Genomic DNA, 25,781 nt, shown 5'->3' on the forward strand with positions numbered 1-25,781 from the left:
GTCCCGGCCCGGCAGAGCGCCTACAATGGGGCCCGCCGCCGGGCGCGTCACATCATGGCGCGAGCAGCCGGCGGCGGGGAGGAAAACCCTTGACCGAGTCCCAGAGCGCTCCCCCGAAAACCCGCGAGCGCCTGATCGTCGCCCTTGATCTGCCCAGCGCCGCGCAGGCTCTGGAACTCGTCGATCGACTCGGCGAGAGCGTGTCCTTCTACAAGATGGGCCTGCAGCTCTTCATGGCGGGGGGCTACTTCGAGCTGATCGACGAGCTGCGCGGGCGGGGCAAGAAGGTCTTCGCCGATCTCAAGTTTTTCGACGTGCCGGCGACGGTGTCGAGCGCCGTCGAGCAACTCGTCGATCGCGGGGTGGACTTCACCACGGTCCACGGCAACGACGCCATCCTCGAGGCCGCCGGCCGTGTGCCCCGTGGCGAGCTGAAGATCCTGGCCGTGACCGTGCTGACCAGTCTCGACCGGGGCGATCTCGACGACCTGGGTTTCGACTGCGACGTGGGAGAACTGGTGCTCTCCCGGGCCCGGCGGGCTGTGGAGAAGGGCTGCGACGGCGTGGTCGCCTCGGGCCAGGAAGCCCAGCGCCTGCGCCAGGCCCTGGGCCGGCGCCTGCTGATCGTCACCCCGGGTATCCGCCCGGTGGAGAATCGCCCCGTCGACGATCAGAAGCGGGTGGTGACCGTGGAAGACGCCTTTCGCTTCGGTGCCGACCACATCGTCGTCGGCCGTCCGATCCGCTCGGCCCCCGACCCCCGGGCGGCGGCCGAGGCGATCCAGCGTCAGATCGCGGCGGTGGTCGGGAATTGACTCCGTGGACCGCCGCCGGAACCGGTTGTCCATCGCAGCGGCGCCGCTGCCGGGTGGGTCATGACTGATCCGCTCCAGGCCAGGGCTGTTGCCCGGGCGCTGCTCGCCCTGTGCCTTTTTGCCGGCACAGTCGTGGTGATCCTGCTGGCCTTCCATGGCGATCTGGACGTCATGCCCACGGGCTTGCTCGCCCTGCTGGCTCTGGCCGCCCTGCGCCAGCTTCCGGCCGGCTCCCGCGCCGCCGGGTGGTGGGTCGCCGTGTGGGCTGCGGCGACGCTGATCGTGGTGGGCCGCTCTCCCCTTTCCGAGTCCCTGTTGGGCCTGTCACGGGTCCGCCTGGCCCTGATGGGCGGCGTGGCCTACCTGGGCCTGGCGTTGACGGCTTTCTGGGCTTGCCGGGGCGCAGGTCGGGAGGGGACCGAATGACCCTCGCAGACCTGGACATCGTCGGACTTGCCCTGTGGATGGTGGCCTTCCTGCTCTCCACCACGTGCCACGAAGCCGGCCACGCCCTGGCGGGGCTGTGGGGCGGGGACAGCACCGCCTACCGGGCCGGGCAGGTGACTCTCAACCCGTGGCCCCACATCCGTCGCGAACCCTTCGGCATGGTGTTCGTCCCGCTCATCTCCTTCGCCTGGCAGGGCTTCATGATCGGCTGGGCCTCGGCGCCCTACGACCCGCGCTGGGCCGGGCGTCACCCCCGGCGGGCCGGGTTGATGGCCGCCGCCGGTCCCGCCGCCAACCTGCTGCTCTTGTTGCTGGCCATCGGCGCGATTCGCCTGATGGTGGCCACGGGAGTCGGGTCGGCTCCCGAGATGGTGCGCATGGACACCCTGGTGCGCATCGCCTCCGCCGATCCTCTGATGACGGCCCTGGCTCGCTTTCTGAGCATTCTCACCATGCTCAACGGCCTGCTGCTCTTCTTCAACCTGATACCGGTCCCGCCGCTCGACGGGGCGGCGATCATTGAAGGGTTGGTGGGTGGCGGCCCGGCACGGATGATGCGCCTGTTCCGCACCCTGCCCATGGCGGGACTGCTGGGCATCATCATCGCCTGGCAGCTCTTCGACTTTTTCGCCCCCTGGATCTTCGGCGGCATCCTCGCCGCGTTGTACCCGGGGGTCGGTTACTCCTGAGGGCGCCGATGCCGGATCGCGCGTGGACATTTCTCTCCCGACGCCTGGTGACCGATGAGGGCATCTTTCGCCTCTACCGCGATCGCTTCCGCCTCGAGGGATGCGAGGGCGAGCGGGATTTCGTCGTCCTCGACGGCCCGGCCTGGGTCAACGTGATCCCCCTGACCGCCGACGGGGAGGTGGTGCTGATCCGCCAGTTCCGCCACGGGCTGCGGCACTCGACGGTGGAGATCCCCGGGGGCCTGGTGGACCCCGGCGAGAGTCCCGGGCAGGCCGCCCTGCGCGAGCTGGCCGAGGAGACCGGCTACCGGGCCGAGGTGGTGGAACCCCTGGGCGCCGTCGCTCCCAACCCGGCGATTCAGAGCAACCTCTGCCACTGTTTCGTGGCGCGGAACGTGCGGAAAGCGGGTCCGGCGCGACCCGATCGCTGGGAGCGGATCGATGTCTTGCGGCGCCCGCTCGAGGAGATCCCCGGGATGATCGCCCGGGGCGAGATCGTCCACGCCCTGGTGGTGGCGGCCTTCGGCCTGCTCAGTCGTTTCGGCAGCGGACGATGAGACGGCGACTGGTGATCGGCGGTGTGGAACTCCCCACGCCCCTGGTGCTGGCTCCCATGGCGGGGATCTGCGATCGCTATTTCCGCCGGATGATCCGCCGGGTCGGCGGGGTGGGCCTGGTGTCGATGGAGTTCATCTCCGCCGAGGCGGTGACCCGGGGGATCCGGCCCATCATCGAGAAGATGGCCTTCAGTGACGCCGAGCGACCTCTGGCGATCCAGATCTACGGCAGCGATCCCGAGCGCATGGCCGAGTGTGCTGCGGTGGTCGACGCGCTGGGACCGGAGATCTGCGACATCAACATGGGGTGCCCCGCCAACAAGGTGCTCAAGGGCTGTGCCGGGGCGGCCTTGATGGCGGACCTGGGACTCGCCGCACGGATCATCGAAGCCTGCCGGCGCCGCCTGAACCGCCCGCTGACAGTGAAGTTCCGCCTCGGTCTCGGACGTCGGGACGATGAGCCGGGCTACCTGGAGCTGGGCCGGATCTGCGAGGATCTGGGTGTGGCCGCCATCACCCTCCACGCCCGCACCGCTCGACAGATGTACACCGGGCGGGCCGACTGGAACCATATCCGCCGATTGAAGGAGAGCGTGTCGATTCCCGTCATCGGCAACGGCGACGTGTTCACCGCCGACGATGCCATGGCCCTGTTCGAGAGCACCGGCTGTGACGGGGTGATGGCGGGACGGGGCGTGCTGCGCGATCCGTGGCTCTTCCGCCGCATCGCCGCCCGCCTCGAGGGAAGCCCCGAACCGGAGGTCAGCCTGGAGGACCGGAAGAGCCTGATGCTCGAGCACTTCCGCTGGGTCGCCCGGGAAGAGCCGCCCCCTGTCGCGCTGCACAAGATGCGCACCTTCGCGGGGCGTTACACCAAGGGACTCGCCGGTGGGCGCGCCCTGCGCGAAAGACTCGGCAAGCTGGCGGATCCGAGCGACTTTCTGGACGCTCTCGAAGAGCACTTCTGCTAGCATGCCCGCATGCGCATCGAGGTCCTCAGGCTCGTCCTCGGCCTGGCGGCCCTGGCGGTCGTCCTGCTGGGAACGGCCAGTGTTCTGGCTCCCTTCGTCACGCCGATCCTGTGGTCCCTGATCCTCGGTTCGGCGACCTGGCCGGCCTACCGTCGGTTGCGGCGGTATTTCGGCCAGCGGACCAACCTGGCCGCCCTGGTGATGAGCGCGGTGTTGTTGGCCCTGCTGCTGATTCCGGCCTCGTTGCTCTCGCTGGCCTTGGTGCGCGAACTCGGTCCGGAGGTCGAGCGCGTCGTGGCCTGGGCCTCCGCGGATCGCCCCCAACTGCCTGCCGTGCTGGACCGGGTTCCCGCCGTGCGTGAGGTGCTCGAGGAGTGGCTGACCGGCCTCGACGACCCGGAGATGCGCAAGTCCCTGCTGCGCCAGGCCACCGGGCAGAGCCAGCAGTTCTACCAGTTCGGGCGCAACTTGCTGCGCCACCTGGCCGATGTCTTTCTCACCCTCTTCACCCTCTTCTTCGTCTATCGCGACGGCGAGGCTCTCACCGGGGAGGTGAGTGTGCTGCTCGACCGCATCGCCTCCGGTCGCGGTCGGACGATCCTCGATGCGGTGCGTGAAACGGTACGGGCCGTGTTCTATGGCTGGCTGATGACGGCCATGGCCCAGGGGCTGGTGGCCATGCTGGGATACTGGATCGTCGGCATGCGCTCGCCGGTGCTGCTCGGCGTGGCGACCGGATTGGCCGCGGTGATTCCCTTCGGCGTGGGCCTGGTGTGGATTCCGGCCATCGTCACGCTGCTCCTGCATCGGGCCTGGTGGCAGGCGATCTTTCTGGCCCTGTGGTCTCTGCTGGTCGTCTCGGTGATCGACAACGTGATCCGGCCGCTGGTGATCTCGGGACCCTCGCGCATCCCCTTCATCCTGGTTTTCTTCGGCGTGCTCGGTGGGCTGGCCAGTTTCGGTCTGCTGGGGCTGGTGCTCGGGCCGGTCTTCCTGGCGGTGATGCTGGCCCTCTGGCGCCAGGCCCGAGAGGCCCTGGCCGAAGAAGACCACCGGTTGGCCGATCCGGGTTGACGCTCTCCGAAGCGGGGGCTAGAATCCCGCTTCTTCCTGGCTCGCCGGGAAGGCCGCGGGTCCGCTTCCCGGCGGAAATCGCAACGAGCGGGAGTAGCTCAGCTGGTAGAGCACGACCTTGCCAAGGTCGGGGTCGCGGGTTCGAGTCCCGTCTCCCGCTCCAGTCGCCCTGGAGACGCTCTTGTCCTCCACTGCCGGCCCCACCCCCCAGCGCAGGCGTGCCGTGATCACCGGCGCGGGCAGCGGTATCGGGCGTGCGACCGCCCTGGCCCTGGCCGAGGGGTGGGACCTGCTGCTGACCGGCAGGCGTCCGCAACCCCTCGAGGAGACCGCCGCTGCCTGCCGCGGGCGGGGCGCCGCCTGCCGGGTGGTCGCCGCCGATCTCGCCGACCCCGCGCAGGTCGATGGCCTCGCGGGTACCGTGGCCGAGATCTGGGATGGACTCGAGCTGCTGGTGAACAACGCCGGCCTGGCGCACCGCGGCGATCTGGAGCGGACCGACCTCGGCGCCTGGGAGCGGCTGGTGGCGGTGAACCTGACCGCACCCTTCCTGCTTTCGAAGGCCCTGCTCTCCCGGCTTCGTCGGGGCGCCGCACCCGCGGTGATTCACGTGGCCAGCACCCTGGCCCTGGTGGGCCGCAGGGAGGGTATCGCCTACTGCGCCACGAAGGCCGGGCTTTTGGGGTTGACCCGGGCGATGGCCCTCGACCTGGCTTCCGAGGGAATCCGGGTCAACGCAGTCTGCCCGGGGCTGACCCGCACGCCGATGGTGGAAGGCGACCCTGCGCGTCTCGAGCGCCTGGCCGCCGACAACCCTTCCGGCCGCATCGCCGAGCCGGGGGAGGTCGCGGCCATCATCGCCCTGCTCGCCGATCCTCGGGCGTCTTTCGTCACCGGCAGCGTCCTGACCGTCGACGGCGGTCAACTGGCGGGATTCTCCGACTGACCCGGGTGACGCGCAGCGTGACGGCGGCAGGCCCCGGGCCGTCGCCGGCGGGTGCGCGTAAGGGCCTTCTGCCCCGGGGGCGCTCCCGCTCGCGATCATCCACCTGGGTTCGGACTTTTCCCATGGCTTCGCTTCCTGCCTCACCGTAGACTTCGAGTGTTGGTGGGCAGGAGGCTGGAGATTCGATGGAGGGGCATACCCGTTCGCCGTGGCGCTTGTTGATCGTCGACGATGACGAAGGCGTGCGCGAGGGCCTGGCCAAGGCTCTGGCCAGGCACGGCGGCTACGAGGTGGCGACGGCTGCCGATGGCTTCGAAGCCGGCTATCGTTTCGCGGCGATCCGGCCCCACCTGGTGATCCTCGACATCGTGATGCCCGGTATGGGGGGCTTCGACGTCTGCCAGCGGCTGCGGGAGCTGGCCGGAGAAGGCGAGATCAAGATCATCGTTCTCACCGGCTACCCGGGAAACAGCAGCGGTGAGCGCTCCCTGGTTTCCGGAGCGGACCTGTTCCTGACCAAGCCCCAGGACATCCACTCTCTGGTGATGCACATCGACGACCTGCTCGGAGAGTAGGGGCATGACGCGCCGGAAAGTACCGCCTCGCGCCCCTCGAGCCGCATCGGAGATTCCGGCACCGCCGCGACCCTGGGAGCGAGAGACGGCACGCCTGGCGGAGTCCTTCGGCAGGGGGTTCGCCCTGCTGGATCTGGCGGGGCGGATGCTGCTGGTCAACCGTCGCCTGCTGCAGCGGACCGGGCTGGACACCTCCCGTCTCGCCCTGGTGGCCCTCCTCGAGGCACTGGAGACGGAACCTTCGGTCCGGCAGGAGATTCTCGATCGCCTGCGGGAGATTTCCCGCGCCGGCGGCGGCTTCGAGCGGGAGCTGGGCGCCGCACGCGGGGCCGGCCGAACTTCGAGTCTGCTGCGGGCCGTGCGCCACGAAGGCGCGGCGGGGGAGCCCTCGCGGATCGTTCTCGAGTTCGATTTCGATGGGAACGCGGGGGGGCCTCTCGGCGCGGAACTGCGCCGCCGGCGCTCACGGACCCTCACCGGCCACCTGGCGGGAGGCCCGGATCTCCAGTTGGTGCTGGACGATGCGGGCCGGATCCTCGTCGTCGGAGGCGCCCTCGAGCGGCTGACGGGTTACGGGCGGGAGGAGGTCCTCGCCCGGCCGGCGCTGCGTTTCCTCACCCGGCGCAGCCTGGCCCCGGTGCGGCAGAGCCTGGGGCGGCTGAGGGACTCGGGAGGGGCGGAGACTCTCGAAGTGGAAATTCGGCGCCGCTCGGGCCGTCCCCTGCCGATGGCGGTCCAACTGCTGGTCTCGCCTCTCGAGCCCGGTCGGGTTTTCGTCTCCGCCCGGGACCTGGCTTCGAGGGAGATGCTCGTCCGGCAGCTGCGACTGACCGATCGCCTGGCGGCCACGGGCCGGCTGGCGGCGGGAGTCGCCCACGAGATCAACAACCCCCTGCAGGCGGTACTGATGCACCTCTCCCTGGTCGAGTCCTCCCTCGGAGACGACTTCGACCAGCAGGATTCCTGGCGCCGGCTGAAAGAGGGGATCGGGCGCATCCGGGAGATCGTCGCCGATCTTCTCGACCTGCACCGTGGTCGGGACCATGGCACGGGTCCGGTGGCGGTCAACCGCATCGTCGAGGAGGTGCTCGGCCTGTGCCGGGCGCGGTTCCGACAGCGGGAGCTGCGCTCCACCGTCATCCTGGCCGAGAGTGGTCCCACCGTGCGGGTGCCGGCGCGCCATCTCTACCAGATCGTTCTGAACCTGGTGCTCAATGCCCTCGATGTGCTCGGGCGAAGAGGCCGGCTGGGCGTCACGACGCGCCTGCTGGCTGCTCGCGGGGAGGTGGAAATCGTCGTGGCCGACGCCGGCCCCGGGATTCCCGACAAGGTCCTGCCTCACATCTTCGATCCTTTCCGCTCCGCCGAAAGAAGCCCGGGCACGGGGCTCGGGCTCTTCGTGACTTGGGGCCTGGTGCGGGAATACGGGGGCCGGGTGCGGGTGGATACGTCTTCCCGGGGCGGAACTCGTTTCCATGTCTTTTTCCCGGTGGCGTCGTCGTGATGCGCCCGCCGACGGCCGCGGCCCTTCGTTCCGTCGAAGTGTCCGCCTCGTCCCACTGCCCGCGCGAATGCCGGCTCCGGGCGGTGGTGGAAGCCGACCGGCTGATCGGCCTCGAAGCCGAGGAAGGGGCCGCGCCCTGTCCGCGCTGCCTGGACAGCGCGCGGGCGCTGGAAGAGAGGAGGCTTTCGACCCCGCTCCGGCCCCGGGCCGCCCGTCGCCTGAGGGACGCCTCCCACGACCTGGTCCCGATTCCCTGGAGCGAATCCCTCGATCGCCTGGCCCGCGCCTTTGCCCAGGTGGGCCGGGGTGAGCGGCGCCTGGTGTGGATTCATGCCGCCGACCGTCCCCGCCTGTCGGCGGCCTATGCCTTTCGCGTCGGTGCGCTGGCCGGTGACGTGGTGCACCTGCATCACGAAACCGACACCCAGGCCCTGGCGCTCCTGGCCGGGGATCTGGTGCCCCGGCCGATGCGCCTGGACGCAGCCGCCGGCCTCGACGGCCGAGTCGTCGCCTGGGGGATCGATCCCCTGCGGTCACCGGCGATCTTCCGCCGGCCCCTGATGCGGGGAGAGGGCTCGCTGGTGCTGGTCGTCGATCCCCGGCGTTCGTCCTCGGCGCGGCGGGCCGGAAGTCACCTGGCGCTCCGTCCCGGGACGGATGGCGCCCTGGCCCTGGGGCTGGCGGCGGGCCTGGCCGAGCGGGCCGGGCGGAACGATGCGCGGCTGGCCGGGTGGTCGACGGCCCGGGCGGCCGAAATCTGCCGGATGGACAGGAGCGTCCTCGACGCGGCGGTGGCGACTCTCGCCGGGGGCCGGGCGACCCTGCTGGTGGGGGCCGGCCTGTTGGGTTCGGGCGATCCCCGCCATGCTCTCGAAGCTCTGGTGGTGCTCGCCGAGACGGCCGGTCTGCGGCTGCTGTCACCCCGGCGCTTGCGTCCTCCGGCGCGGGATGTGCCGGCGCCCGATCCCCGGGGATCGGTGGAGGAGGTCTCTTCCGGCCGACTCAAGGACTTCCTGGCTTCCACCGATCCCGCGACCGACGTGGTGATCGTCGAGGGGGGGGATCCCCTGGAAAGCTGGGGCGGGGGACCGCTGCTCGAGGGTTACCTGCGCCGCGCGCGCTTCGTGGTGGTGCTTGCCGCTCATCGCAGCCCGGTCTGCCAGCACGCCGACCTGGTGCTTCCCGTGGTGAGTTTCCTCGAGCACGGCGACCTGGAAGCCCGGCACTGGGGGCGAGTCCACCGCTGGGGGCAGGCCGCGTTGCCGCCCGCCGGGGAGAGCTACTCGCGGCAGCGGATCTGGGCCGCTGTCGCCCGGCGCCTGCAGTGGCCCGGACAGTGGCTGTCCGCTTCTCTCGAGCAACTCGCCGAGCAAATGACGACCATCGTCGATCCCGCGGCTCCGGTGGCGGTGCCCACGGCTGCGCCGATCTACCGCGAGACGGGGGAAGGGCCTCTCGCCACGCCCCGGCTCCACCGGGCCCTGCCGCTGCATCTGGTGCTCTGCACCGATCCCGAGGACGGCTCCGGCGTCGCCCCCGGTACGCGCCGCGTCCTGCTGGCGACGGAAGACGCCCGCCTGCGAGGTATCGAGGAGGGGGACCAGGTGGTCGTGTACAACGAGCGGGGAAAGGTCGAGGGCCGGGCCGTCATCGACCCCGACCAGCCCTGTGGGGTGGTGGTGCTGGCCTGGTGGGAGCGGGGGGTGGTCGGCGACGCTCCGGCCGTGTTGCTGGACCCGGCCGTGGGGCGTGGGCCCTGCCTGGTCGAGGTCGACGCTCCCGCCCGAAAGGGCGAGCCGTCCCGCACCACGCCGTGAGGCCTGGCGCGGTGGATGCCGGTGCCGGTCTATCTCCTAGAGTCCGATGGATTTCCACCGCCGGATCCACAGCTGTGGAAAACCGCCCGCAGCTTCCCGGGGCGCTGTCCGGCGCGCCCGGGATTGCCTTAATGTACTGAAAACGCGGGACTCATGGCATTCACGAGGCGTTAAGGTCTGCCCGGGCTGCCAGCGCGGCAGGCTGGCCTGGCCGACAGGGCCGGGGTTTTGGAGGGGGAGGCCGCGAAGCGGAGAAAACTTGAACCTTTTCGTTGACAAGTCCATTAATAACAGATAAGCTTCAGCCCGAAATCGGAGCCAAGGACCATCCTCGACAGGGTGGATCCCGGAGGGCTCACGCCGAAGCCAGGGTTCGGGAAACCGCAGCGGGTCTTCGAACAACGGGTGGGGAACGACCCGGCGGACCGGCCCCGGCACTTGCCCTCCTTTCCGAGTCGGTCATCCCCCGCGGCACCCGTCGCGGGGGATGTCTTTTGGGCGCTGAGACTGCCCGGTCCGGCGTTTTGACGGCGCTGGGAGGGCCTGCTAACGTCGGCTCCGCTGTTGCCGTCATCCGCGCCCGCGGGCGCTCCGGGAAACCCTGATGCTGCTCAAACCGCTGGAAAAGGTCCGCAATATCGGGATCATCGCGCATATCGACGCGGGGAAGACGACGACGACCGAGCGTTTTCTCTACTATGCCGGACTGACCCACAAGATCGGCGAGGTGCACCACGGGGAAGCCACGATGGACTTCCGCGCGGACGAGCGGGAGCGGGGCATCACCATTTCTTCCGCCGCGACTTCCTTCCTGTGGAACGATCATCAGATCAACCTGATCGACACGCCCGGTCACGTGGATTTCACCGCGGAGGTGGAGCGCAGTCTGCGGGTGCTCGACGGCGCGGTGGTGATTTTCTCGGGCGTCGAGGGGGTCGAGCCCCAGAGCGAGACGGTCTGGCGCCAGGCCGACACCTACGGCGTGCCCCGAATCGCCTTCGTCAACAAGATGGACCGGGTCGGTGCGGACCATGAACGGGTGCTGGAGCAGATTCAGCAGGTGCTCGGAGCCCATGCGCGCTTCGTCAATCTGCCCCGGGGTGTCGAGGGCGACCTCGACGGTGTCGTCGACCTGCTGGAGATGAGCTGGCTGGTCTTCGACGCCAAGACCCGCGGCCGCGAACTGGAATCGAGGGCGATTCCCGAGTCGATGGTGGAGCCGGCCCGGGCCGCCCGGGAGAGCCTGGTTGAAGCGGTGGCGGAGGTGGTCGATTCCCTGGCCGACAAGTACCTCGGCGAGGAGGAAATCACCAACGCCGAACTCAAGGCGGCGATTCGGCAGGCGACCCTGGCCGGGGATTTCGTGCCGGTGCTCTGTGGGGCCTCGCTCAAGGACCTGGGCATCCGGCCCATCCTCGACGCGGTCTGTGACTACTTGCCCTCGCCCTGCCAGCGCCCTCCCGCCCGGGGCGTGGATCCTGCCACCGGGGAACCCGCCGAAAGGGCTCCATCGCTGGACGAGCCGTTTTCGGCACTGGTCTTCAAGGTCGTCGCCGACCCGAACAAGGACCTGTTCTGGCTGCGCGTCTACTCCGGTTCGCTGAGTACCGAACAACGGGCCTACAACCCCCGCAGCGGTGCGCGGCTGCGCCTGCGGCGACTGCTGCGGCTCCATGCCGACAAGCAGGAGGCCGTCGAGCAGGTGGCCTGCGGTGACATCGTCGCCGCGGTGGGTCTCAAAGACGTGGTCACCGGCGACACTCTCTGCGATCCCGAGGCGCCGATCAGTTACGAGGAAATTCACTTCCCCGAAACCGTCGTCTCGGTGGCCGTGGAGGCCCGCACCTCGGCCGATCGGGACCGCCTGATCGAACTGGTCGAACGTCTGAAGCGGGAGGATCCGACCTTCCGTTCCCACGTGGACGAGGAGACGGGCCAACTGATCCTCTCGGGCATGGGCGAACTGCACCTCGAGGTGATTCGCAATCGCATGGAACGCGATTTTCGCGTGGCCGCTCGCTTCGGCCGGCCGCGTGTGTCGTTCCGGGAGACGGTGGCCGAGCCGGTCTGCGGCGAGGGGGTGTTCGACAACCGCATCGGGGAGACCCAGGTCTACGCGAGGGCGGAGTTGCAGGTCGAACCTCGTCAGCGCCCTCCCGGTGATCGCACCCTGGTTCCCGTGGAGGTGGATCTCGGCTCGGCGACGTTGGGCATGAGCCCGAGCCAGGTCCACGAACTCGAGCAGACCTTGCTCAGCGGTTGCGGGGCCGGCGGCGCCTTCGGCTACCCGGTGGTGGACGTGCGGGTGCGCCTGACCCGCCTCGAAGTGGGCGAGGCCGCCGACCCCGGCGTCCCGGCCGGCGCCGCGGTTTCCATGGCCCTGCGCCATGCCTTCCAGTCTTCGCGGATGGTGGTGCTCGAGCCCATCATGCGGCTCGAGGTCCGGGTGCCGGAGGATTTCCTGGGAGCCGTGGTCAAGGACCTCGGTTCGCGACGGGCGGAGATCCGCGAGACGGCCATTCAGGGCACCCTGACCGTTGTTCGGGGTTTCGTGCCCCTGGCCGAAATGTTCGGCTACTCGACCCACGTCCGGAGCCTGACCCAGGGGCGTGGCAGCTTCTCTCTCGAGCCCTTCGACTACCGGCCGGTGCCCGAAAACATCGTCGAGCGGGACCACAACCTTTTCTAGTCGAGGGGCCCGGCAGGGGGTGCCGGGGATCTGGCGACCGGCCGAGGGCCGTGGCAGACTCCGCAGCGAGCCATCAACCACCGACAAGGGGAGAATGGATCCATGGGCGAATCCAGGATCGACGGCGTCTTCGAAGACGAGCAGGACTCCGGAGCGGGCGATCCTCAGCAGCCCTCCTCCGAGGTTCGCCGGGAGATCATCGGCATCCTGCCGCTGCGGAACAGCGTGCTGTTTCCCTATGCCGTGATGCCGATCTCCGTCGGGCGGCGCAAGACCCTGGCCCTGATCGAAAACGCCCTCGAGAAGGACGTGGCGATCGCCGTGGTCAGTCAGAAGGAAGCCGCGGTCGACGATCCCGAGCCGGAGGACCTCTACTCGATCGGCACCAAGGCCCGCATTCTCAAGGCGATTCGAGTCGGCGGCGGCAATATCAACCTGATCATCCAGGGGCTCGGGCGGGTGCGTGTCGAGCGCTTCATCGAACAGGAGCCCTTCCTCGCCGCGGAGGTCGTCCACCTGCCCGCCATCCGTGACCGCGGCCTGGAAGTCGAAGCCCTGGCGCGCAATCTGGCGCTGCAATTCCGCAAGTTGGTCGAGATTCATCCCAACCTCTCCGGTGACATCTCCGAGCTGACCCTGCCCGAGGACGATCCGGACCGCCTGGCGGACCTGGTGGCTTCCGTGCTGCCCGTACCGGTGGCGGACAAGATGGAACTTCTGCCCGTGCTCTCCCTGCGTGATCGCCTGGAGCGGATCACCCACCGGGTGGTGCGTGAGACCCAGGTCACTGAATTGGGCAGCCAGATTCAGAGCCGGGTGATGGACGAAGTGGGCAAGACCCAGCGGCAGTTCTACCTGCGCGAGCAGATGAAGGCGATCCAGCGGGAGCTGGGTGAGGGTGACGATCGAACCCGCGAAGTGGAGGAATTCCGCAAGCGGATCGAAGAGGCCGGGCTTCCCGAAGAAGCCCGGGAAATCGCCGAGAAAGAACTCGACCGACTGGCCGGTATGTCCCCCGCATCCGCCGAGTACACCGTGGCGCGGACCTACCTGGACTGGTTGGCCAGTCTGCCCTGGTCCCATGCGACCGAGGACAAGATCGACCTGGCCCGCACCCGGGAGATTCTCGACGGCGATCACTACGACCTGGAGAAGGTCAAGGACCGCATCCTCGAATACCTGGCGGTGCGCAAGCGCAAACCGGATCTCAAGGGGCCGATCCTCTGCTTCGTCGGCCCTCCCGGCACGGGCAAGACATCCCTCGGCCGCTCGATCGCCGAATCGATGGGGCGTACGTTCGTGCGCGCTTCGCTGGGCGGTGTGCGGGACGAAGCCGAGATTCGCGGCCACCGTCGGACTTACGTGGGCGCTCTGCCCGGACGCATCATCCAGGGGCTCAAGCGGGCCGGGACCCACAACCCGGTCTTCGTTCTCGACGAGATCGACAAGCTGGGGGCCGACTTCCGCGGTGATCCCTCGAGCGCCCTGCTCGAGGTGCTCGACCCCGAGCAGAACAACCAGTTCTCGGATCACTACCTGGAGGTGGCCTTCGATCTCAGTCAGGTCTTCTTCATCTGCACGGCCAACGTGCTCGACACCATTCCCCCGGCCTTGCGGGACCGGATGGAGGTGCTCTCCCTGCCCGGCTACACCGAGGAGGAGAAACTCGAGATCGCCCGGAGGCACCTGATCCCGCGCCAGGTGGAGGCCAACGGGTTGAGTCTCGAGGAGATCGCATTCACCGACGCCGCCATCGCACGGATCATCGCCGACTACACCCGGGAAGCCGGTCTGCGCAACCTGGAGCGGGAACTGGCCAGCCTCTGCCGCAAGGTCGCCCGGGCCCTGGTGGAAGACGAGAAGCACCCGGTACCGGTGAAGGTGGATGCCGACGACGTCCCCACCTATCTCGGTCCGCCCCGCTATTACCGGGAACTGGTCGAGCGAGCCGACGTGCCCGGAGTGGCCATCGGGCTGGCCTGGACCCAGGCCGGGGGTGACATTCTCTTCATCGAAGCCACGCGCATGCCGGGCAAGGGCAAGCTGACGATCACCGGACGCCTGGGCGAGGTGATGCGGGAGTCGGCCCAGGCCGCCATGGCCTGGATCCGCACCCACGCCGACGAATTCGGCATCGAGGCGGAGACCTTCGAGAAGAGCGAGATCCACGTTCACGTGCCGGCGGGAGCGATTCCCAAGGACGGACCCTCGGCGGGCGTGACCATCGCTGTGGCGCTGATCTCCCTGCTCACCGGGCAGAGCGTCGAGCCACTGCTGGCGATGACGGGAGAGATCACCCTGCGCGGCAAGGTGCTCCCGGTGGGCGGCATCAAGGAGAAGGTCCTCGCCGCCCGCCGGGCCGGTGTCACGCGCATCCTGCTACCGAGCCACAACGAGAAGGACCTGGAGGATATCCAGCCCGAGCTGCGAGAGCAGATCCGCTTCGATTTCGTCGAAGATCTCGGCGCCGTGATCCAGCATGCCTTCGGTGCCGTCCCGCAGGTTCCCCGGAAGAAGGAATAACCGGTTGCCGTCGATTCGCCCTTGACCCTGTACCTGGGTACAGGCCGTATCCTCATGCCAGAGGAGGCGAGCGATGGAACCGACCCGTCCAACCTGGCTGCGCGTGGGCGAGGTGGCCCGCCGCGCGGGCGTGCATCTCCAGACCCTGCGCTACTACGAGCGGCGAGGCCTGCTTCCCGCTCCGCCCCGCACCGAGGCAGGCTACCGGGCCTACCCGCCCGGCGCGGTGGACCGGGTGCGCCTGATCAAACGGGCCCAGGGACTCGGATTCACCCTCCAGGAGATCGGCGAGTTGCTCGCCCTGCGGGCGGCGCCAGGTGCCTGTTGCGCTGACGTCCGCCGGCGAGCCGAAGCCAAGTTGCAGGTCATCGACGAGAAGATCCGTACCCTCGAGGCGATGCGCTCAGCCCTCGGTGGCTTGATCGCCGCGTGCGCCGACCAGGAGGGGCCGGCCAGCGAGTGCCCGATCCTGGATGCCATGGAGCCTGAACGGTCGTGAAGGTGGAACTTATCTACGACGTGGACTGTCCCCATGCGGACGCCGCTCGGGCCGCCTTGCGCCAGGCCCTCGATCGGGTCGGTCGGTCGCCTCGCTGGGTGGAGTGGGACAGGAAGGATCCCAAGGCCCCTGCTCGTCCGGGGCTACGGTTCGCCGACAGTGCTCGTTGATGGCCGGGACGTGGACGGCGTTGCGGCGCAGGCGCCGGTCGATGGCTGCCGGATCTATTTCGGGAGTTCCGACCTGGGCGGCGTGCCGCCCGTAGAACGGATCGTGGCGACTCTGCTGGCGGAGAGGGAAGGAGTCCCGCGAGCCGATGGCTGGCGGAACGGGTGGGGAATTCCCGTGGCGGCCCTGGCCTCGTTGCCCGCCCTGCTGCCCGTGGGCATCTGCCCCGCCTGCTGGCCGGCCTACGCCGGGCTGCTCAGTGCTTTCGGCATGGGCTTCCTGCTCGAGTCGAGATACCTGCTGCCGTTGATGGTGACCTTCTTCGGCCTGGCTCTGGCAGCCCTCGCCTACCGGGCTTCCAGCCGCCGGGGCTTCGGCCCCCTGATCGCCGGCGCGGCTGCCGTGGGCTGGACATTGGTGTTCAAATTCGCCATTCCCGTTCCGCTGGCGGCCTACGCCGGTCTTGGCGGCCTGGTCGCGGCATCTGCCTGGAATTCCTGGCCCAAGAAGGCGGTCGCTGCCGGCAACTGTCCCCACTGCGTGTCCACGGTTTCAGATCCCCCATCGAAAGGCGTCGAACCTTGAGCGAAAAACGGAGAATCGAGATTTTCAGCGCCGGGTGCCAGGCCTGCGATCAGGCTGTGGACCGGGTTCGGCGCCTGGCTTGCCCTTCCTGCGAGGTCGACGTGCTGAACATGCGCGACCCCTTGGTCGCTGCGCGGGCGGCCCGGCTCGGGGTCCGCAGCGTTCCCGCGGTCGTCGTGGACGGCAAGCTGGCCGATGACTGTTCGGGGCGCGGTCCCGACGAGGCTTCCCTGCGCGCCGCCGGGGTGGGGCAACCCCGCTGAGCGGTTCCGAAAAACAATCGCCCGGCGCGGTCGTGTGCGCCGGGCGAAGCCCTCTTCCGGGGCCTGAGGTTGGAGGGGGCTGTTATTCGAAGGGGCTGCCGCCCTGATCCTTGGCCGAGTCGTCGTCGTCGTCAGCCACCACGGCGAGGGCAGCCAGACCGCCGGCGGCGAGCACGGGGATCAGCCAACTGGCCGTTCCAGCCGCCACGGCCGCCGTGGAAACACCCGTTCCGGCCGCCGCGGCGCCACCGGCCGCCGCCTTGCCGGAGGCGATGGCGGCCAGGGCCGACTTGCGCGGAATCCCCTCGATGATTCGGGAGACGCCGTCGGGAACCCGGTCGAGTCCGGGAATCCTGCGATCGGGCTCGGCGGACCACCACTCGGTGTCTTCCGGCTGCGGCGAGCCGAGAAGCATTGACATTTCGACTTTCTCACCGGCGGGAGCGTTGATCACCCGGTTGGCCAGGTAGAGCCCATCGGGCGTTTCCACGGCCAGATCGTAGTAGCCGTAGGGCAGTCCGGTGAGCTGGTACTCTCCCGTGGCTGTGGATGGGGCCGAGGAAAAGACCTGCTTGGTGTCCAGGTGAACCGCGTAGACGCGAGCGCCCAATACCGGTTCCTGGGTCTCGCCGGAGAAGACCACTCCCCGGATGACTACGTTACCCGCAGGGCCCGCGGCCATGGAGACCGTGACCTGGGGACCCAAGGCCAAGCCAACCATCACCACCCCTGCTACGATGCGCCGCACCATATCCCACTTCAGCTGCCTATGCATCCCATCTCCTCATGGCCGCCTGGTCCTCTCACCACCGCAGCCAACACGGGAAGCCCCCGTGACGCACCTCTCACGTCGAAGCCTAAAACTAATGCATAAAAACCACGGGATCAAGTGGGGAAAATCGATGCCGCCCGCACTGTTTTGATTTATATCGGTCTTTCCTTTCAGTCGGCCGGCATTTCATGGCGTAAAGGCTTGTTTTTCAGAAACTTGAGGGGCTGACGACATTCTCGCTCGAATCGGACAGGGCGATCAGCCCGGCGACGAAGAGCGTACCGCCGCCGATCAAAACGGCCACCCCGCGACCTGTTCGAAACCACGCCCAGCCGCTGGGGCCGATTTTCTCCCTGAGGTGCGCGACCCCCGCGGAGGTCTTGTCGAGCAGCGGGGCCGGCCGGTCGGGCCCCAGTCCCAGGCTCCGATCCTCGGGGAGGAAGCCGCCGAGGTCGAAGGTGACCTCGATCTTTTCCTCGGGGGGGATCAGCAGGATGCGGTTGGAGGGGTAGCCGCGGCCACCGACTTCGAAGGCCACCCGGTAATAGCCGTGGCCGAGATTCTCGAAACGGAACGTGCCGCTGGCATCGGTGGTGGTTTCGAGGAGGGTCTCGCCCAGCATCGGAGAAAGCCGGACCCGCGCTCCGCCGACAGGCTGGCCCTGCTCGTCGAGAAGGACTCCGCTCAACCGCGCCTTGCCCGCCGGGGCGGTCGTCCCGGGTCGGTCGCCGGCGGCTCCTTCTTCCGCGGCGGTGGGGCCGATGGCGGGCAGGAGGAGCAGGCCGATGGCGAGTACCGCGGCGGCCGGAGATCGGAAGGGGCGGAGGGATTTCATCGCTGGACTCCCGCAATCGCTTTCGCGCATCCGTTGGCTGTTCGGCAAACCGCCAGAGCTGCCGAGGGCCGTCATCCTACACCCGAAGGAAGGCCGCTCCCAAAACGGCGGGGCCCGGGACCGGGCTCATGGCCGCCTGGGGAAGGGATCGTTGCCCTGCTGGAGCTGCTGGAGCCACCTGGCGTAGACCGGGTGGGAAGGGTCGAGCCGGACGGCCCGCTTGACCTGCCTGAGAGCCTGCTCGAAGCGCCCCTCGCGAAAGTAGGCTTCGGCCAGCTGAGCCCGAATGCGGGCTTCCCGACGGGGATCCTGGATCGGCGGGCGCTGGTCGAGCACGGTGCGGGCGGTCCGGATCACCCGCTTCCAGTTGCGGGTGGCGAACGCCAGGTTCAGCCGGAGCTGGTTCTTCTGGGCCGAGGAGGGCAACTCGGCGAGGACGCCGGCGGCCTCCTCCCACCTGCGTTCCTGAATGTAGGCGTGGGCTCTCCAGAGCTGGACCCGCTCGATCTGGTACGCCTCGCCCCGGGCCCGGGCGAGGGACAGGCAGCCATCGAGAAAGGGCAGGGGGGAGACTTCGTGGGCCAGCCAGAGCACGTTGCGCACACGGTTGCCGATCGAGCAGCTCTGCTCGTCGGCCTGGATGTCGACGGGAACGACTTTCCGGGCCGTCTCCAGGTCGCGCCGATTGAGCAGATGGTCGATCAGGGCCTGCTGGAGCAGGGGCTCGGCCTCAAGCGCTTGGGCCAGGCCCAGCGCGGGCAGGCCGGCTCGCAGCAGGGTGGCGATCACGCTGCGGGCGCGGGCCGGTGACCGGCGGGCGGCGGCCAGGGCGTCTTCGATGGCCAGGTCCACGTCCCCGGTAGCCAGGGCGATGCGCATCAGCCGCTGGCGGATGTCGGAGTTCCAGGGATTGAGTCGCCGGGCCCGGGCGCAGAGGGCGGCGACCTGGTCCCGGGCTTCGGGAGCGATCACCGTGCCCTGCAGGCCGTGGGTGATTCCGGCCACGGTCATCCGGGCCTGGGAGGCCGGCAGGTAGGCCGACAGGAGGCGCAATCCCTGGGCCCGGGACTCCAACTCGAGGGCGCGGCAGAGGGCTTCCGGCCGCTCCCGATCGGCCTGCCAGGCGTTCCATGCCCCGTTGGCCGCCTGGTGATAGGCGTCCGGGTGCCGGGGCCAGGGAAGCCGGGTTTCCAGGCCCGGCCAGAGAACGATGCTGTGCAGCATGGCCGGCACCGCCGCCACCACCGCCGCCGCCGCCACGACCAGTGCGGGCCAGCGCCGGCCGCCGGAGGCGGGGCCCTTCGCGGTCGACGCGGGGTCCGCCGGGAGGGTGGCCCCCGCCAGCAGCGCGAAGAGGACCGCGTTGGACGGAATCTGGAAGCCGAAGTCCACCAGCTCGTGGAGCAGGGCCGCCAGCAGAGCCAGCAGCAGGGGAATCCGTTTCAGCCCGCGGCCGGCCCTGAAGCCTCGCAGCAGTCCGCGCAGGCCCATGAGCACCGGTGCCAGGGCCAGCGCCAGGCCCAGCAGGCCGGCTTCGATCAGGAGCTGGAGGTAGTCGTTGTGGGCGTAGTTGTAGCGGCCGAGGATCTCGGGGGGGCGGCGGGTGGCGAAGACCCATTCGAAGCTGCCTCCCCCGGTGCCGAACAGGGGGAATTCCCGCAGCAGGGAGAGGCTGGTCCGGGCCACGGCGCCCCGCCCCTGGGCCGAGGTCCACTCCATCGGCAGGTCGCCGACTCGCTCCATCAGCGCGGGGCCCACCAGCAGCAACGTGGGCACGGCCACCATCGCCAGCATGGCCGCCATCGCGGTGCGTGTCGCCGCCCGGCCTCGGAGCAGCAGGGGCAGGCTCGGAAGCAGCACCAGCAGGGCACCGCCCAGCCCGCCCCGGGACTTGCTGGCCAGAATGCCGGCCAGTTGCAGGGCCACCACCAGCATCAGGGCCACGCGAATCGCGGTTTCCCGCTCGGCCCACAGGCGGCCCCGGTCCTCGTCCCGGCGGCCGGCGAGGAGGGTCAGCGAGCAGCCCAGGCCCAGGTAGAGCATCTGGGCGAAGTGGTTGCGGTTGACCAGTGTTCCCGTCGCGCAGTCCAGGTAGGCCGTCTTGGTCGCCCAGAGGATGCGGTCACTCAGGCCCAGCCACTGGTTGATACCGTAGGCCGCTTCCCCCGCCGTGAAGATCGCCACGACCACCAGCAGCAGGCTTCGCTGGCCGGGCGATCCGGCGAAAAAAGTGCGGGTGGCGAGAAAGACGACGGTGGCCGCGGCGACGTGGAAGAAGAACTGTCGCGCTGCGACGGGGTCGAGGGCGAAGGTAAGCCACTGCCCGGGGGCGTCGTCCAGGAGGGCCGGGGGTGCGCAGCCCACCAGGGCACCGGGCCAGAAACGTTCCGTCCAGGCGGCGGTGGCGGGGGAAAGCCAGCGCACCAGGGAGCCGGGCAGGGGCAGGCTCTGCACCAGCAGCCAGGCGGGAAGGGCGGCGCCGGCCATCGTCCAGCCCGGGCCGGGCCGGCGCCGGGGCTCGGCGACGATCAGCAGGAGCCCTCCCAGGGCCAGGAAAAGGCCGGCAACCAGGTGGTAGAGGGAGTAGCGGTCGGCCCCCAGGGGAAGCCGGGTGCCGCCGAAGAGGAAGGCCGTCGCCAGGACGGCTCCCGCCAGCAGCCAGGCCAGGCTCTTTTCCGTCGGGGTCGAGGCCATGCCTTCTCAGCCGTGGGTCGGCGTGGGGCGGCTCACGACTTCCCCGCGGTGGCGGGCTTCTTCCTGCCCCGGCGGGAGTCTTCGGAGTAACCGTAGCGGTAATAGCGATACTGGTAGGGCACGTGGTCGGTTTCGACGGCGTTGAGCACGATGCCCAGCAGGTTGACCCGTCCCGTGTCCAGCTTTTCCTTGCCCAGCCGGCCGGCCTCGCGGGAAGTGAAGGCCGAGCGGATCACCAGCACCATCCCTTCCAGCTTGCGTCCGACCAGCAGGGGATCGACCACCGAGAGCACCGGGGGGGTGTCGAAGATCACGTGGTCGTAGGCGTCCCGCCCGCGCAGAGCCTCGACGAGCTGGGCGAAGCGTGTGGAGTCGAGCAACTCCGCCGGGTTGGGGGGGATCGGGCCGGCGGGGAGCAGGCTGACCCGCTCGATGCCGGTGGTCTGGACCAGGCTTTCGATGTCGTCGTGTCCGGTCAGGTAGTGGCTCACGCCGCGGGAGGCGGTCACGTCGAGCACCTGGTGGCAGCGTGGGCGGCGCAGGTCCGCGTCGACCAGCAGGACGCGCTTGCCGAGCTGGGCCAGGGCGGTGGCGAGGTTGATCGCCGTGGTGGTCTTGCCCTCGCTGGGTTGACAGGAGGTCACGCCGATGTCCCGCGGGGGATGGCCGGCGACGGCCAGCAGCAGCGCCGTGCGCAGCTCCCGGTAGGATTCGGCGATGGGGCTCATCGGCGCCCGGGCGGTGACCAGGGCCGGGTCCGTGGGGGCTCCGTCGGCACCCTCCTCGCCCTGGGCCTGCCGGGAACGGGTCTTGCCCCGCGAGCCGTAGGCCGGCACCAGGCCGAGCACCGACACGCCCAGCACGTTGCGCACGTCATCGGGGGTCTTGAGGGTGTTGTCGATGTATTCGAGCAGAATCGCCGCGCCCACGCCGAGGAACAGGCCAAAGAGGAAGCCCAGGGCCACGTTCAGTCGCTTTTTGGGCTTGTAGATCGAGCGGGGCATGAAGGCCCGGTCGATCACCCGCACGTTGTGCGCCGTATCGCCGAGGCTGGCGGAGATGTCCATGTCGTTGAGCCGGGTCAGCAGGTCGTTGAGCGCTTGCCGCTTGTGCTCGGTCTGGGCCCGCAGCGTCTCGTATTCGGCGATCGCCTGCTGGAGATCCTGCACGCGCTCCTTGGCCGTGTTGAACAGGTTGGCCAGGCCCTGCTCGTGGCTCTTGGCGGCGCGAAGGTCCGCCCGCGCCGCATCCCGCACCCGGGCGGCGATGGCCAGGGTCTGCTCCTCGAGAGATTTCAGGGCCACGTCGAGCTGGGCTTTGATCTGCCGCACCTCGGGCAGCGCGGAGCCCTTGGTGGCCAGGGCCTCCTGGTAGTCGCCCTCGAGGCGGTTGATCTCGTTTTGCAGGTTCTGGATCGTGGCGTTGCGCCGCACCTCGGTGAGGGAGGCCGCTGGAGTCTTGAGGACCCGCTCGAGGGAGGCTTCCTTCTCTTTCACCAGCGCCTTGGCCTCGGTGTATTTCTGGCGCAGGTCGACCAGTTCCTCCATCGAGATGTCTTTTCCGCCGGCCTGGGCCACGATGCCCTTCTGCCGCGCGAAGTCCTCGAGGTTCTTCTCGAGTTCATGGACATCGTCCTTGAGCTTCTTGATCCTGCCGGCGAAGAACTCCTGGGAAGCCTGGGCGATTTCGAGTTTCTCGTTGAGGGTGAAGTCCTTGTAGGCGTCACAGATCGCGTTGGCCGCTTCGGCGGCGAACCGCGGGTCGGGGGAAACGAAGGAAATATCGACCAGGTGGCTGTCCCGCACGGGCTCCACCTCGAGCCCCCCGCGCAGGAACTCGATGAACGGCCGCATGTGCTCGTCGTCGACGGGTTCGATTTGCGGCGCAGGGGTGGAGATCACCGCCAGGGCGCGCTTTTTGATCTCGCTGAGCTTGGCGATCAGGGGGTTTTCTTCCCGGTCACGCGCCATCACGTCGCGGTTTTCCAGGTCGAGCTTCTCCGCCGCGATCTGAAGGACGGCGTTGGAGGAGATGTACTGGTACTGGGTGTTGTAGAAGTTCTGGTAGTCGATCCAGCTCGGCTCCGCCGAGGTGAGGGTTTGTCGCACGATGCGCACGCCCTGTCGCTCGATGGAGATTCTCGCCGTGGCCCGGTAGATGGGCGTGGCGAGATAGCTCGAGACCGCCGCGGCGACGGTGGTCACCACCACGCAGGTGACGACGATCCAGCGACGGCGGACCAGGACCTGCCAGTAGTCGCGGAGATGGAACTCCTGCTGCTTCTTGTCATCGTTCATGGTTTTCCCTCTCCACGTGCTGTCCGATATCGTGCGGACGATTCCGGGCTAGAAGATCGACTCCGGAACGTAGACGATATCGTTTTTCTCCAGGACCATGTCGTCGGCCCGGCCTTTCTTGATCTTCTTAAGATTTAGCTTGAACATCCGCTTCGTGCCATCCTCCAGCCTGCGAATCACCGTCACCCGCCGCTCGTTGGCCCGGTCGGTGGTGCCGCCGGCGGCCGTGATCGCCTGCAGCAGGGTGATGGACTCGTCACTGGGGAACTCCTTGGCACCCGGCGTGCGGACCGCGCCGTTGACGTAGATCCGCACCTGCTGAAGGTAGGGCACCATCACGATGTCCCCCGGATGGAGGAGAATATTGGTCAGGGGGTCGCCTTCGAACACCAGCCTCTCGGCGTCGATTTCGATCCGGTCCTCCCCTCCCGTGGCGAACGGGCGGAGGATGATGATCTTGTTGCCGGCCTGGTTCACCAGTCCTCCCGCCTCACCGATCATGTCCAGCAGGGTCTTTTGTCCGAGAATCGGGTAGGGGCCGGGATCCTTGACCGCGCCCTGGATGGTGATCTGCCGGGAGACCATCTTTTCGACGAAGACCGTCACCTGGGGCTCGCGGACCAGGTCACCCTCGCGCAGGAGGTCGCCGATGTGCTGCTCGGCTTCCTGGGGCGTCAGTCCGCCGATGGTGATCTTGCCCAGCAGGGGCAGGGAGATCGTCCCATCCTCGGCGACACGCACCTTGCGCGTCAGTTGCTGGAGTTCGAAGACTTGAATCTCCACCAGGTCGTAGGCTCCGATCACGTAGTCGTACTTGGTCGAGTTGCTGCCCGGGGTGACGGGCGCCGAGTTCTGGGCCGGAGCGGCGCTGAACAGGAACAGGGCGAGCAGGGCAACGAGTCGGGTGTGACGCATGGTGAGAGACCTCCCCAATTCGGGTTTCATGGATCAGAAGCGGTAAGTCGACGATGTCGAGAAGTAGGTCTGGTCGTCTTCGGCGAAGATCACGTTGGAGCGTCGCTGCCGGCGTCCCACGCGGAGGCTGAAGTTGACCCCTCCAGGCAGGCGGACCAGCAGACCGGCGAAGACATCGGTGATCTCGTCGCGGCGGAATTCGCCGATCGGCGGCGTCAGGGTGTTTTTCTCGGGATAGTCCAGGTTGCGCACGCTGCCTCCGAGTTGCACGCCCCAGGTGCCGCCCAGGTAGCTCTCGAGCCGCAGGCCCTTGAGCGTCTCCCGGAAGTAGAGGTTGTTGTCGAACGTGGAGAAGCGAACGTTGCGCTCGAAGTCGGCGAGGAAACGGGTGGTGCCCGTGGGCCGATAGACGAGCTGCGTGTCGCTCACCGTGCCGTCGTAGGGTTTGTAGCCGAAGGCCGGGTCCTGGTTTTCGAGGCGCGACATGCCGAACTCGAACTTGCCCGAGAGAAAGGCGCTCGGTGCGAATTCGAGGCCGATGGTGCGGCGCTTTTCCTCCACGTCCCGGCCGAGGGTGTCGGAGATGAAGTCGTCCCGGCGCAGGGAGTAGGCCAGGAAGATCCGGGTGCGACCCCGAGGGCGCCAACCCCACTCCACGTCGAAGCGCTTGCGATCGCGGTTGAGCGCCGACTCGATGGAGAGTTCGATGGTGTTTGCGGAGCCCGGGGGGGCCACGCGGAAGCGGAAATCGGGGTCGTCGAAGCGCAGGCGCTCCACGCTGGCCGAGGCCGAGATGTCGGTGCGCGATCCGATGAACAGGCGGGCCTTCTCCTCGAGGGTGATTCGATCCAGCCGGGTCCGCTCGTCGATCTCGCTGTTGGGCCGGCCGAAAGAGGTCGTCCAGTGCCCGCGGGTGGTGAGCAACACCGGCCCCAGGAGCAGATCGAACTGGCCCTCGAAGTCGTTGCTGGTCTGGTTGAGGGTGGAATGGTTGGCGTAGAGGTCGAGGATGAAGCGCTCCCGTACCGTCAATGCCATGCGCCGGCCGAAACGGATCTGGGCCCGCACGTCGGGACCCGTTCGGATGAACCAGTCGGTTTCCTTGGGGACGCCGGAGGGGACGAGGTAGATGTTGCCGTCATAGCCGATGTTGTCGATGGTCCAGCCCGGATCCACCATGAAGGGGCCCCAGCGTCGGGCCTCGGTCAGCTCCGGGAAGGGAGCGTCGCGGGTCGGGGTCTGAGCCCCACACAAGCCGACGGCGAGGGCCAGCAGGCCCAGCACCGCCACGATCCCCCTGCGGGCCGCAGATCCCATTCAATCCCTCCAGGCTCAAGCCTCAACAGCCACCAGCGGCGTAGTTTAGCCCCTCCCCGCGGTTTGGCCACACGGGGGCCGCCCGGCGAGAGGCTCCCGGGTCCCCCACGAAAAGACCCGCCGCGGGGCGCGGCGGGTCTTTTCGGCATCCTGTCGGGGGGGATCAGGGCTCGGACTGGCTCGGCGGCGGCAGATCTCTGCGGGTGGGATTGTCGCCGGTGACGTCGTCGGCGGCGACCGCGATGATGATCGCGGAGGCCAGCAGGGTGACGGTCGCGCCGAGGGGCGTGGCGAGCCAGACCGCCGTCGCACCGGCCGCGGCGGGGGCCGTGCCGCTTTCACCCGGCCGCAGGGCCGGCAACGCCAAGGCTACCTCTCCGGCGGCCGCCGTCGAGGCGCTGATCGGGGCGGCGGCCAGGGGGGAGCCGTGATCGTCGAAGAGGACCAGGGTGTAGTCTCCGTCCGGCAAGGCCCGGAAACGGAAACGGCCCCGGCGATCGGTGGTGGCGCGGGCCACGGCTTCCTTGGCGCCCTCGGGAATCGCCTGGACGAGAACGTCCGGCATGGGCGTACGGAGGTCGGAGGCGAAGACCCGGCCCGCAAGGGGGTGGGTGGCGTCGCTGGGCTCGGCCAGGGTGAAGAGCGGACCCAAGGCGACCAGCCCGGCCAGCAGAACAGTCAGACTACGGCGGATGGGGATATTCATGGAACGCTGATCCTCCCAGCAATCGCGCGGCCCACCTGCGGGCTGCGGCTGGAGCGGCTACCATCACACGCGCCTCGTGGCGCTGGACACACAAGCGCGCTGGACACACAAGCCAAGATAGAG

At 68.6% G+C, this 25,781-nt stretch carries 23 protein-coding genes and 1 tRNA gene; 17 read left to right on the top strand and 7 right to left on the bottom strand.

The genetic code is table 11. The annotated features are described in order from the left end of the window. Positions 1–89: 89 nt before the first annotated feature. The 17 genes from pyrF to Q9Q40_04400 all read left to right on the top strand — a co-directional run bounded on the left by pyrF (position 90) and on the right by Q9Q40_04400 (position 16,122). Entirely contained in the window at positions 90–815 is a 726-nt protein-coding gene (gene pyrF / locus Q9Q40_04320) for an orotidine-5'-phosphate decarboxylase (protein MDQ7006435.1), read from the top strand. A 60-nt stretch (positions 816–875) separates the two neighbouring features. Next, positions 876–1,241 carry a hypothetical protein gene (locus Q9Q40_04325; protein MDQ7006436.1) on the top strand — a complete coding sequence of 122 codons (366 nt, stop codon included), beginning with the start codon at positions 876–878 and terminating at the stop codon, positions 1,239–1,241. After that, on the top strand, positions 1,238–1,951 hold the full coding sequence (locus Q9Q40_04330) for a site-2 protease family protein (GenBank protein ID MDQ7006437.1): 714 nt from the start codon (positions 1,238–1,240) through the stop codon (positions 1,949–1,951). The genes Q9Q40_04325 and Q9Q40_04330 overlap by 4 nt, the downstream gene beginning before the upstream one ends. A gap of 8 nt (positions 1,952–1,959) precedes the next feature. Beyond that, a complete protein-coding gene (locus Q9Q40_04335; protein ID MDQ7006438.1) occupies positions 1,960–2,508 on the top strand; it encodes an NUDIX hydrolase in 549 nt (182 codons plus the stop codon). Then, positions 2,505–3,479 (top strand): tRNA dihydrouridine synthase DusB, encoded by a 975-nt coding sequence (gene dusB / locus Q9Q40_04340; protein ID MDQ7006439.1) that lies wholly within the window; start codon positions 2,505–2,507, stop codon positions 3,477–3,479. The genes Q9Q40_04335 and dusB overlap by 4 nt, the downstream gene beginning before the upstream one ends. Positions 3,480–3,488: 9 nt before the next feature. Further along, positions 3,489–4,553: an AI-2E family transporter gene (locus tag Q9Q40_04345; protein MDQ7006440.1), complete on the top strand. Its 1,065-nt coding sequence runs from the start codon at positions 3,489–3,491 to the stop codon at positions 4,551–4,553. 87 nt (positions 4,554–4,640) lie between these two features. Beyond that, positions 4,641–4,716 (top strand) — tRNA-Gly (locus tag Q9Q40_04350). 18 nt (positions 4,717–4,734) lie between these two features. Then, the gene (locus tag Q9Q40_04355; GenBank protein MDQ7006441.1) at positions 4,735–5,499 is read left to right on the top strand and encodes an SDR family oxidoreductase; all 765 of its coding nucleotides are present in this window, start codon (positions 4,735–4,737) and stop codon (positions 5,497–5,499) included. Between the two features lie 185 nt (positions 5,500–5,684). Further along, positions 5,685–6,074, top strand: a complete 390-nt coding sequence (locus Q9Q40_04360; protein ID MDQ7006442.1) for a response regulator — start codon at positions 5,685–5,687, stop codon at positions 6,072–6,074. 4 nt (positions 6,075–6,078) lie between these two features. Beyond that, the gene (locus Q9Q40_04365) at positions 6,079–7,578 is read left to right on the top strand and encodes an ATP-binding protein (GenBank protein ID MDQ7006443.1); all 1,500 of its coding nucleotides are present in this window, start codon (positions 6,079–6,081) and stop codon (positions 7,576–7,578) included. Further along, the gene (locus tag Q9Q40_04370; protein MDQ7006444.1) at positions 7,578–9,395 is read left to right on the top strand and encodes a molybdopterin-dependent oxidoreductase; all 1,818 of its coding nucleotides are present in this window, start codon (positions 7,578–7,580) and stop codon (positions 9,393–9,395) included. Before Q9Q40_04365 ends, Q9Q40_04370 begins: the two co-directional genes overlap by 1 nt. Before the next feature lie 604 nt (positions 9,396–9,999). Then, entirely contained in the window at positions 10,000–12,084 is a 2,085-nt protein-coding gene (gene fusA, locus Q9Q40_04375; protein ID MDQ7006445.1) for an elongation factor G, read from the top strand. 102 nt (positions 12,085–12,186) lie between these two features. Continuing rightward, positions 12,187–14,607 carry an endopeptidase La gene (lon, locus tag Q9Q40_04380; protein MDQ7006446.1) on the top strand — a complete coding sequence of 807 codons (2,421 nt, stop codon included), beginning with the start codon at positions 12,187–12,189 and terminating at the stop codon, positions 14,605–14,607. A gap of 73 nt (positions 14,608–14,680) precedes the next feature. Beyond that, on the top strand, positions 14,681–15,106 hold the full coding sequence (locus Q9Q40_04385) for a heavy metal-responsive transcriptional regulator (GenBank protein ID MDQ7006447.1): 426 nt from the start codon (positions 14,681–14,683) through the stop codon (positions 15,104–15,106). Then, on the top strand, positions 15,103–15,276 hold the full coding sequence (locus tag Q9Q40_04390; protein ID MDQ7006448.1) for a hypothetical protein: 174 nt from the start codon (positions 15,103–15,105) through the stop codon (positions 15,274–15,276). Before Q9Q40_04385 ends, Q9Q40_04390 begins: the two co-directional genes overlap by 4 nt. Beyond that, positions 15,266–15,859, top strand: a complete 594-nt coding sequence (locus Q9Q40_04395) for a hypothetical protein (protein MDQ7006449.1) — start codon at positions 15,266–15,268, stop codon at positions 15,857–15,859. Before Q9Q40_04390 ends, Q9Q40_04395 begins: the two co-directional genes overlap by 11 nt. After that, a complete protein-coding gene (locus Q9Q40_04400; GenBank protein ID MDQ7006450.1) occupies positions 15,856–16,122 on the top strand; it encodes a thioredoxin family protein in 267 nt (88 codons plus the stop codon). Before Q9Q40_04395 ends, Q9Q40_04400 begins: the two co-directional genes overlap by 4 nt. 82 nt (positions 16,123–16,204) lie before the next feature. Here Q9Q40_04400 and Q9Q40_04405 read toward each other — a convergent pair whose 3' ends face one another. The 7 genes from Q9Q40_04405 to Q9Q40_04435 form a co-directional block, all read right to left on the bottom strand. Beyond that, positions 16,205–16,897 (bottom strand): carboxypeptidase-like regulatory domain-containing protein, encoded by a 693-nt coding sequence (locus Q9Q40_04405; protein MDQ7006451.1) that lies wholly within the window; start codon positions 16,895–16,897, stop codon positions 16,205–16,207. A gap of 205 nt (positions 16,898–17,102) precedes the next feature. Next, positions 17,103–17,729 carry a carboxypeptidase-like regulatory domain-containing protein gene (locus tag Q9Q40_04410; protein MDQ7006452.1) on the bottom strand — a complete coding sequence of 209 codons (627 nt, stop codon included), beginning with the start codon at positions 17,727–17,729 and terminating at the stop codon, positions 17,103–17,105. 126 nt (positions 17,730–17,855) lie between these two features. Further along, positions 17,856–20,423 carry an O-antigen ligase family protein gene (locus Q9Q40_04415; GenBank protein MDQ7006453.1) on the bottom strand — a complete coding sequence of 856 codons (2,568 nt, stop codon included), beginning with the start codon at positions 20,421–20,423 and terminating at the stop codon, positions 17,856–17,858. 32 nt (positions 20,424–20,455) lie between these two features. Continuing rightward, complete coding sequence (locus Q9Q40_04420) at positions 20,456–22,720, bottom strand: polysaccharide biosynthesis tyrosine autokinase (GenBank protein ID MDQ7006454.1); 2,265 nt, start codon at positions 22,718–22,720, stop codon at positions 20,456–20,458. Positions 22,721–22,768: 48 nt separating this feature from the next. Continuing rightward, positions 22,769–23,635, bottom strand: a complete 867-nt coding sequence (locus Q9Q40_04425) for a polysaccharide biosynthesis/export family protein (protein MDQ7006455.1) — start codon at positions 23,633–23,635, stop codon at positions 22,769–22,771. 33 nt (positions 23,636–23,668) lie between these two features. Then, positions 23,669–24,952 carry an outer membrane beta-barrel protein gene (locus tag Q9Q40_04430; protein ID MDQ7006456.1) on the bottom strand — a complete coding sequence of 428 codons (1,284 nt, stop codon included), beginning with the start codon at positions 24,950–24,952 and terminating at the stop codon, positions 23,669–23,671. Positions 24,953–25,115: 163 nt separating this feature from the next. Then, positions 25,116–25,658: a carboxypeptidase-like regulatory domain-containing protein gene (locus tag Q9Q40_04435; GenBank protein ID MDQ7006457.1), complete on the bottom strand. Its 543-nt coding sequence runs from the start codon at positions 25,656–25,658 to the stop codon at positions 25,116–25,118. Between the last annotated feature and the right edge of the window lie 123 nt (positions 25,659–25,781).

Source organism: Acidobacteriota bacterium, from assembly GCA_030949985.1.
In the GTDB taxonomy this organism is placed as follows: Bacteria; Acidobacteriota; Polarisedimenticolia; order J045; family J045; genus JALTMS01.

Coding starts and splice junctions, on each gene's coding strand:
- Q9Q40_04365 (MDQ7006443.1), top strand. CDS start 6,079: ATGACGCGCCGGAAAGTACCGCCTCGCGCCCCTCGAGCCGCATCGGAG.
- Q9Q40_04415 (MDQ7006453.1), bottom strand. CDS start 20,423: ATGGCCTCGACCCCGACGGAAAAGAGCCTGGCCTGGCTGCTGGCGGGA.
- fusA (MDQ7006445.1), top strand. CDS start 10,000: ATGCTGCTCAAACCGCTGGAAAAGGTCCGCAATATCGGGATCATCGCG.
- Q9Q40_04420 (MDQ7006454.1), bottom strand. CDS start 22,720: ATGAACGATGACAAGAAGCAGCAGGAGTTCCATCTCCGCGACTACTGG.
- Q9Q40_04360 (MDQ7006442.1), top strand. CDS start 5,685: ATGGAGGGGCATACCCGTTCGCCGTGGCGCTTGTTGATCGTCGACGAT.
- lon (MDQ7006446.1), top strand. CDS start 12,187: ATGGGCGAATCCAGGATCGACGGCGTCTTCGAAGACGAGCAGGACTCC.
- dusB (MDQ7006439.1), top strand. CDS start 2,505: ATGAGACGGCGACTGGTGATCGGCGGTGTGGAACTCCCCACGCCCCTG.
- Q9Q40_04335 (MDQ7006438.1), top strand. CDS start 1,960: ATGCCGGATCGCGCGTGGACATTTCTCTCCCGACGCCTGGTGACCGAT.
- Q9Q40_04430 (MDQ7006456.1), bottom strand. CDS start 24,952: ATGGGATCTGCGGCCCGCAGGGGGATCGTGGCGGTGCTGGGCCTGCTG.
- Q9Q40_04370 (MDQ7006444.1), top strand. CDS start 7,578: ATGCGCCCGCCGACGGCCGCGGCCCTTCGTTCCGTCGAAGTGTCCGCC.
- Q9Q40_04345 (MDQ7006440.1), top strand. CDS start 3,489: ATGCGCATCGAGGTCCTCAGGCTCGTCCTCGGCCTGGCGGCCCTGGCG.
- Q9Q40_04410 (MDQ7006452.1), bottom strand. CDS start 17,729: ATGAAATCCCTCCGCCCCTTCCGATCTCCGGCCGCCGCGGTACTCGCC.
- Q9Q40_04385 (MDQ7006447.1), top strand. CDS start 14,681: ATGGAACCGACCCGTCCAACCTGGCTGCGCGTGGGCGAGGTGGCCCGC.
- Q9Q40_04435 (MDQ7006457.1), bottom strand. CDS start 25,658: ATGAATATCCCCATCCGCCGTAGTCTGACTGTTCTGCTGGCCGGGCTG.
- Q9Q40_04330 (MDQ7006437.1), top strand. CDS start 1,238: ATGACCCTCGCAGACCTGGACATCGTCGGACTTGCCCTGTGGATGGTG.
- Q9Q40_04405 (MDQ7006451.1), bottom strand. CDS start 16,897: ATGCATAGGCAGCTGAAGTGGGATATGGTGCGGCGCATCGTAGCAGGG.
- Q9Q40_04425 (MDQ7006455.1), bottom strand. CDS start 23,635: ATGCGTCACACCCGACTCGTTGCCCTGCTCGCCCTGTTCCTGTTCAGC.
- Q9Q40_04325 (MDQ7006436.1), top strand. CDS start 876: ATGACTGATCCGCTCCAGGCCAGGGCTGTTGCCCGGGCGCTGCTCGCC.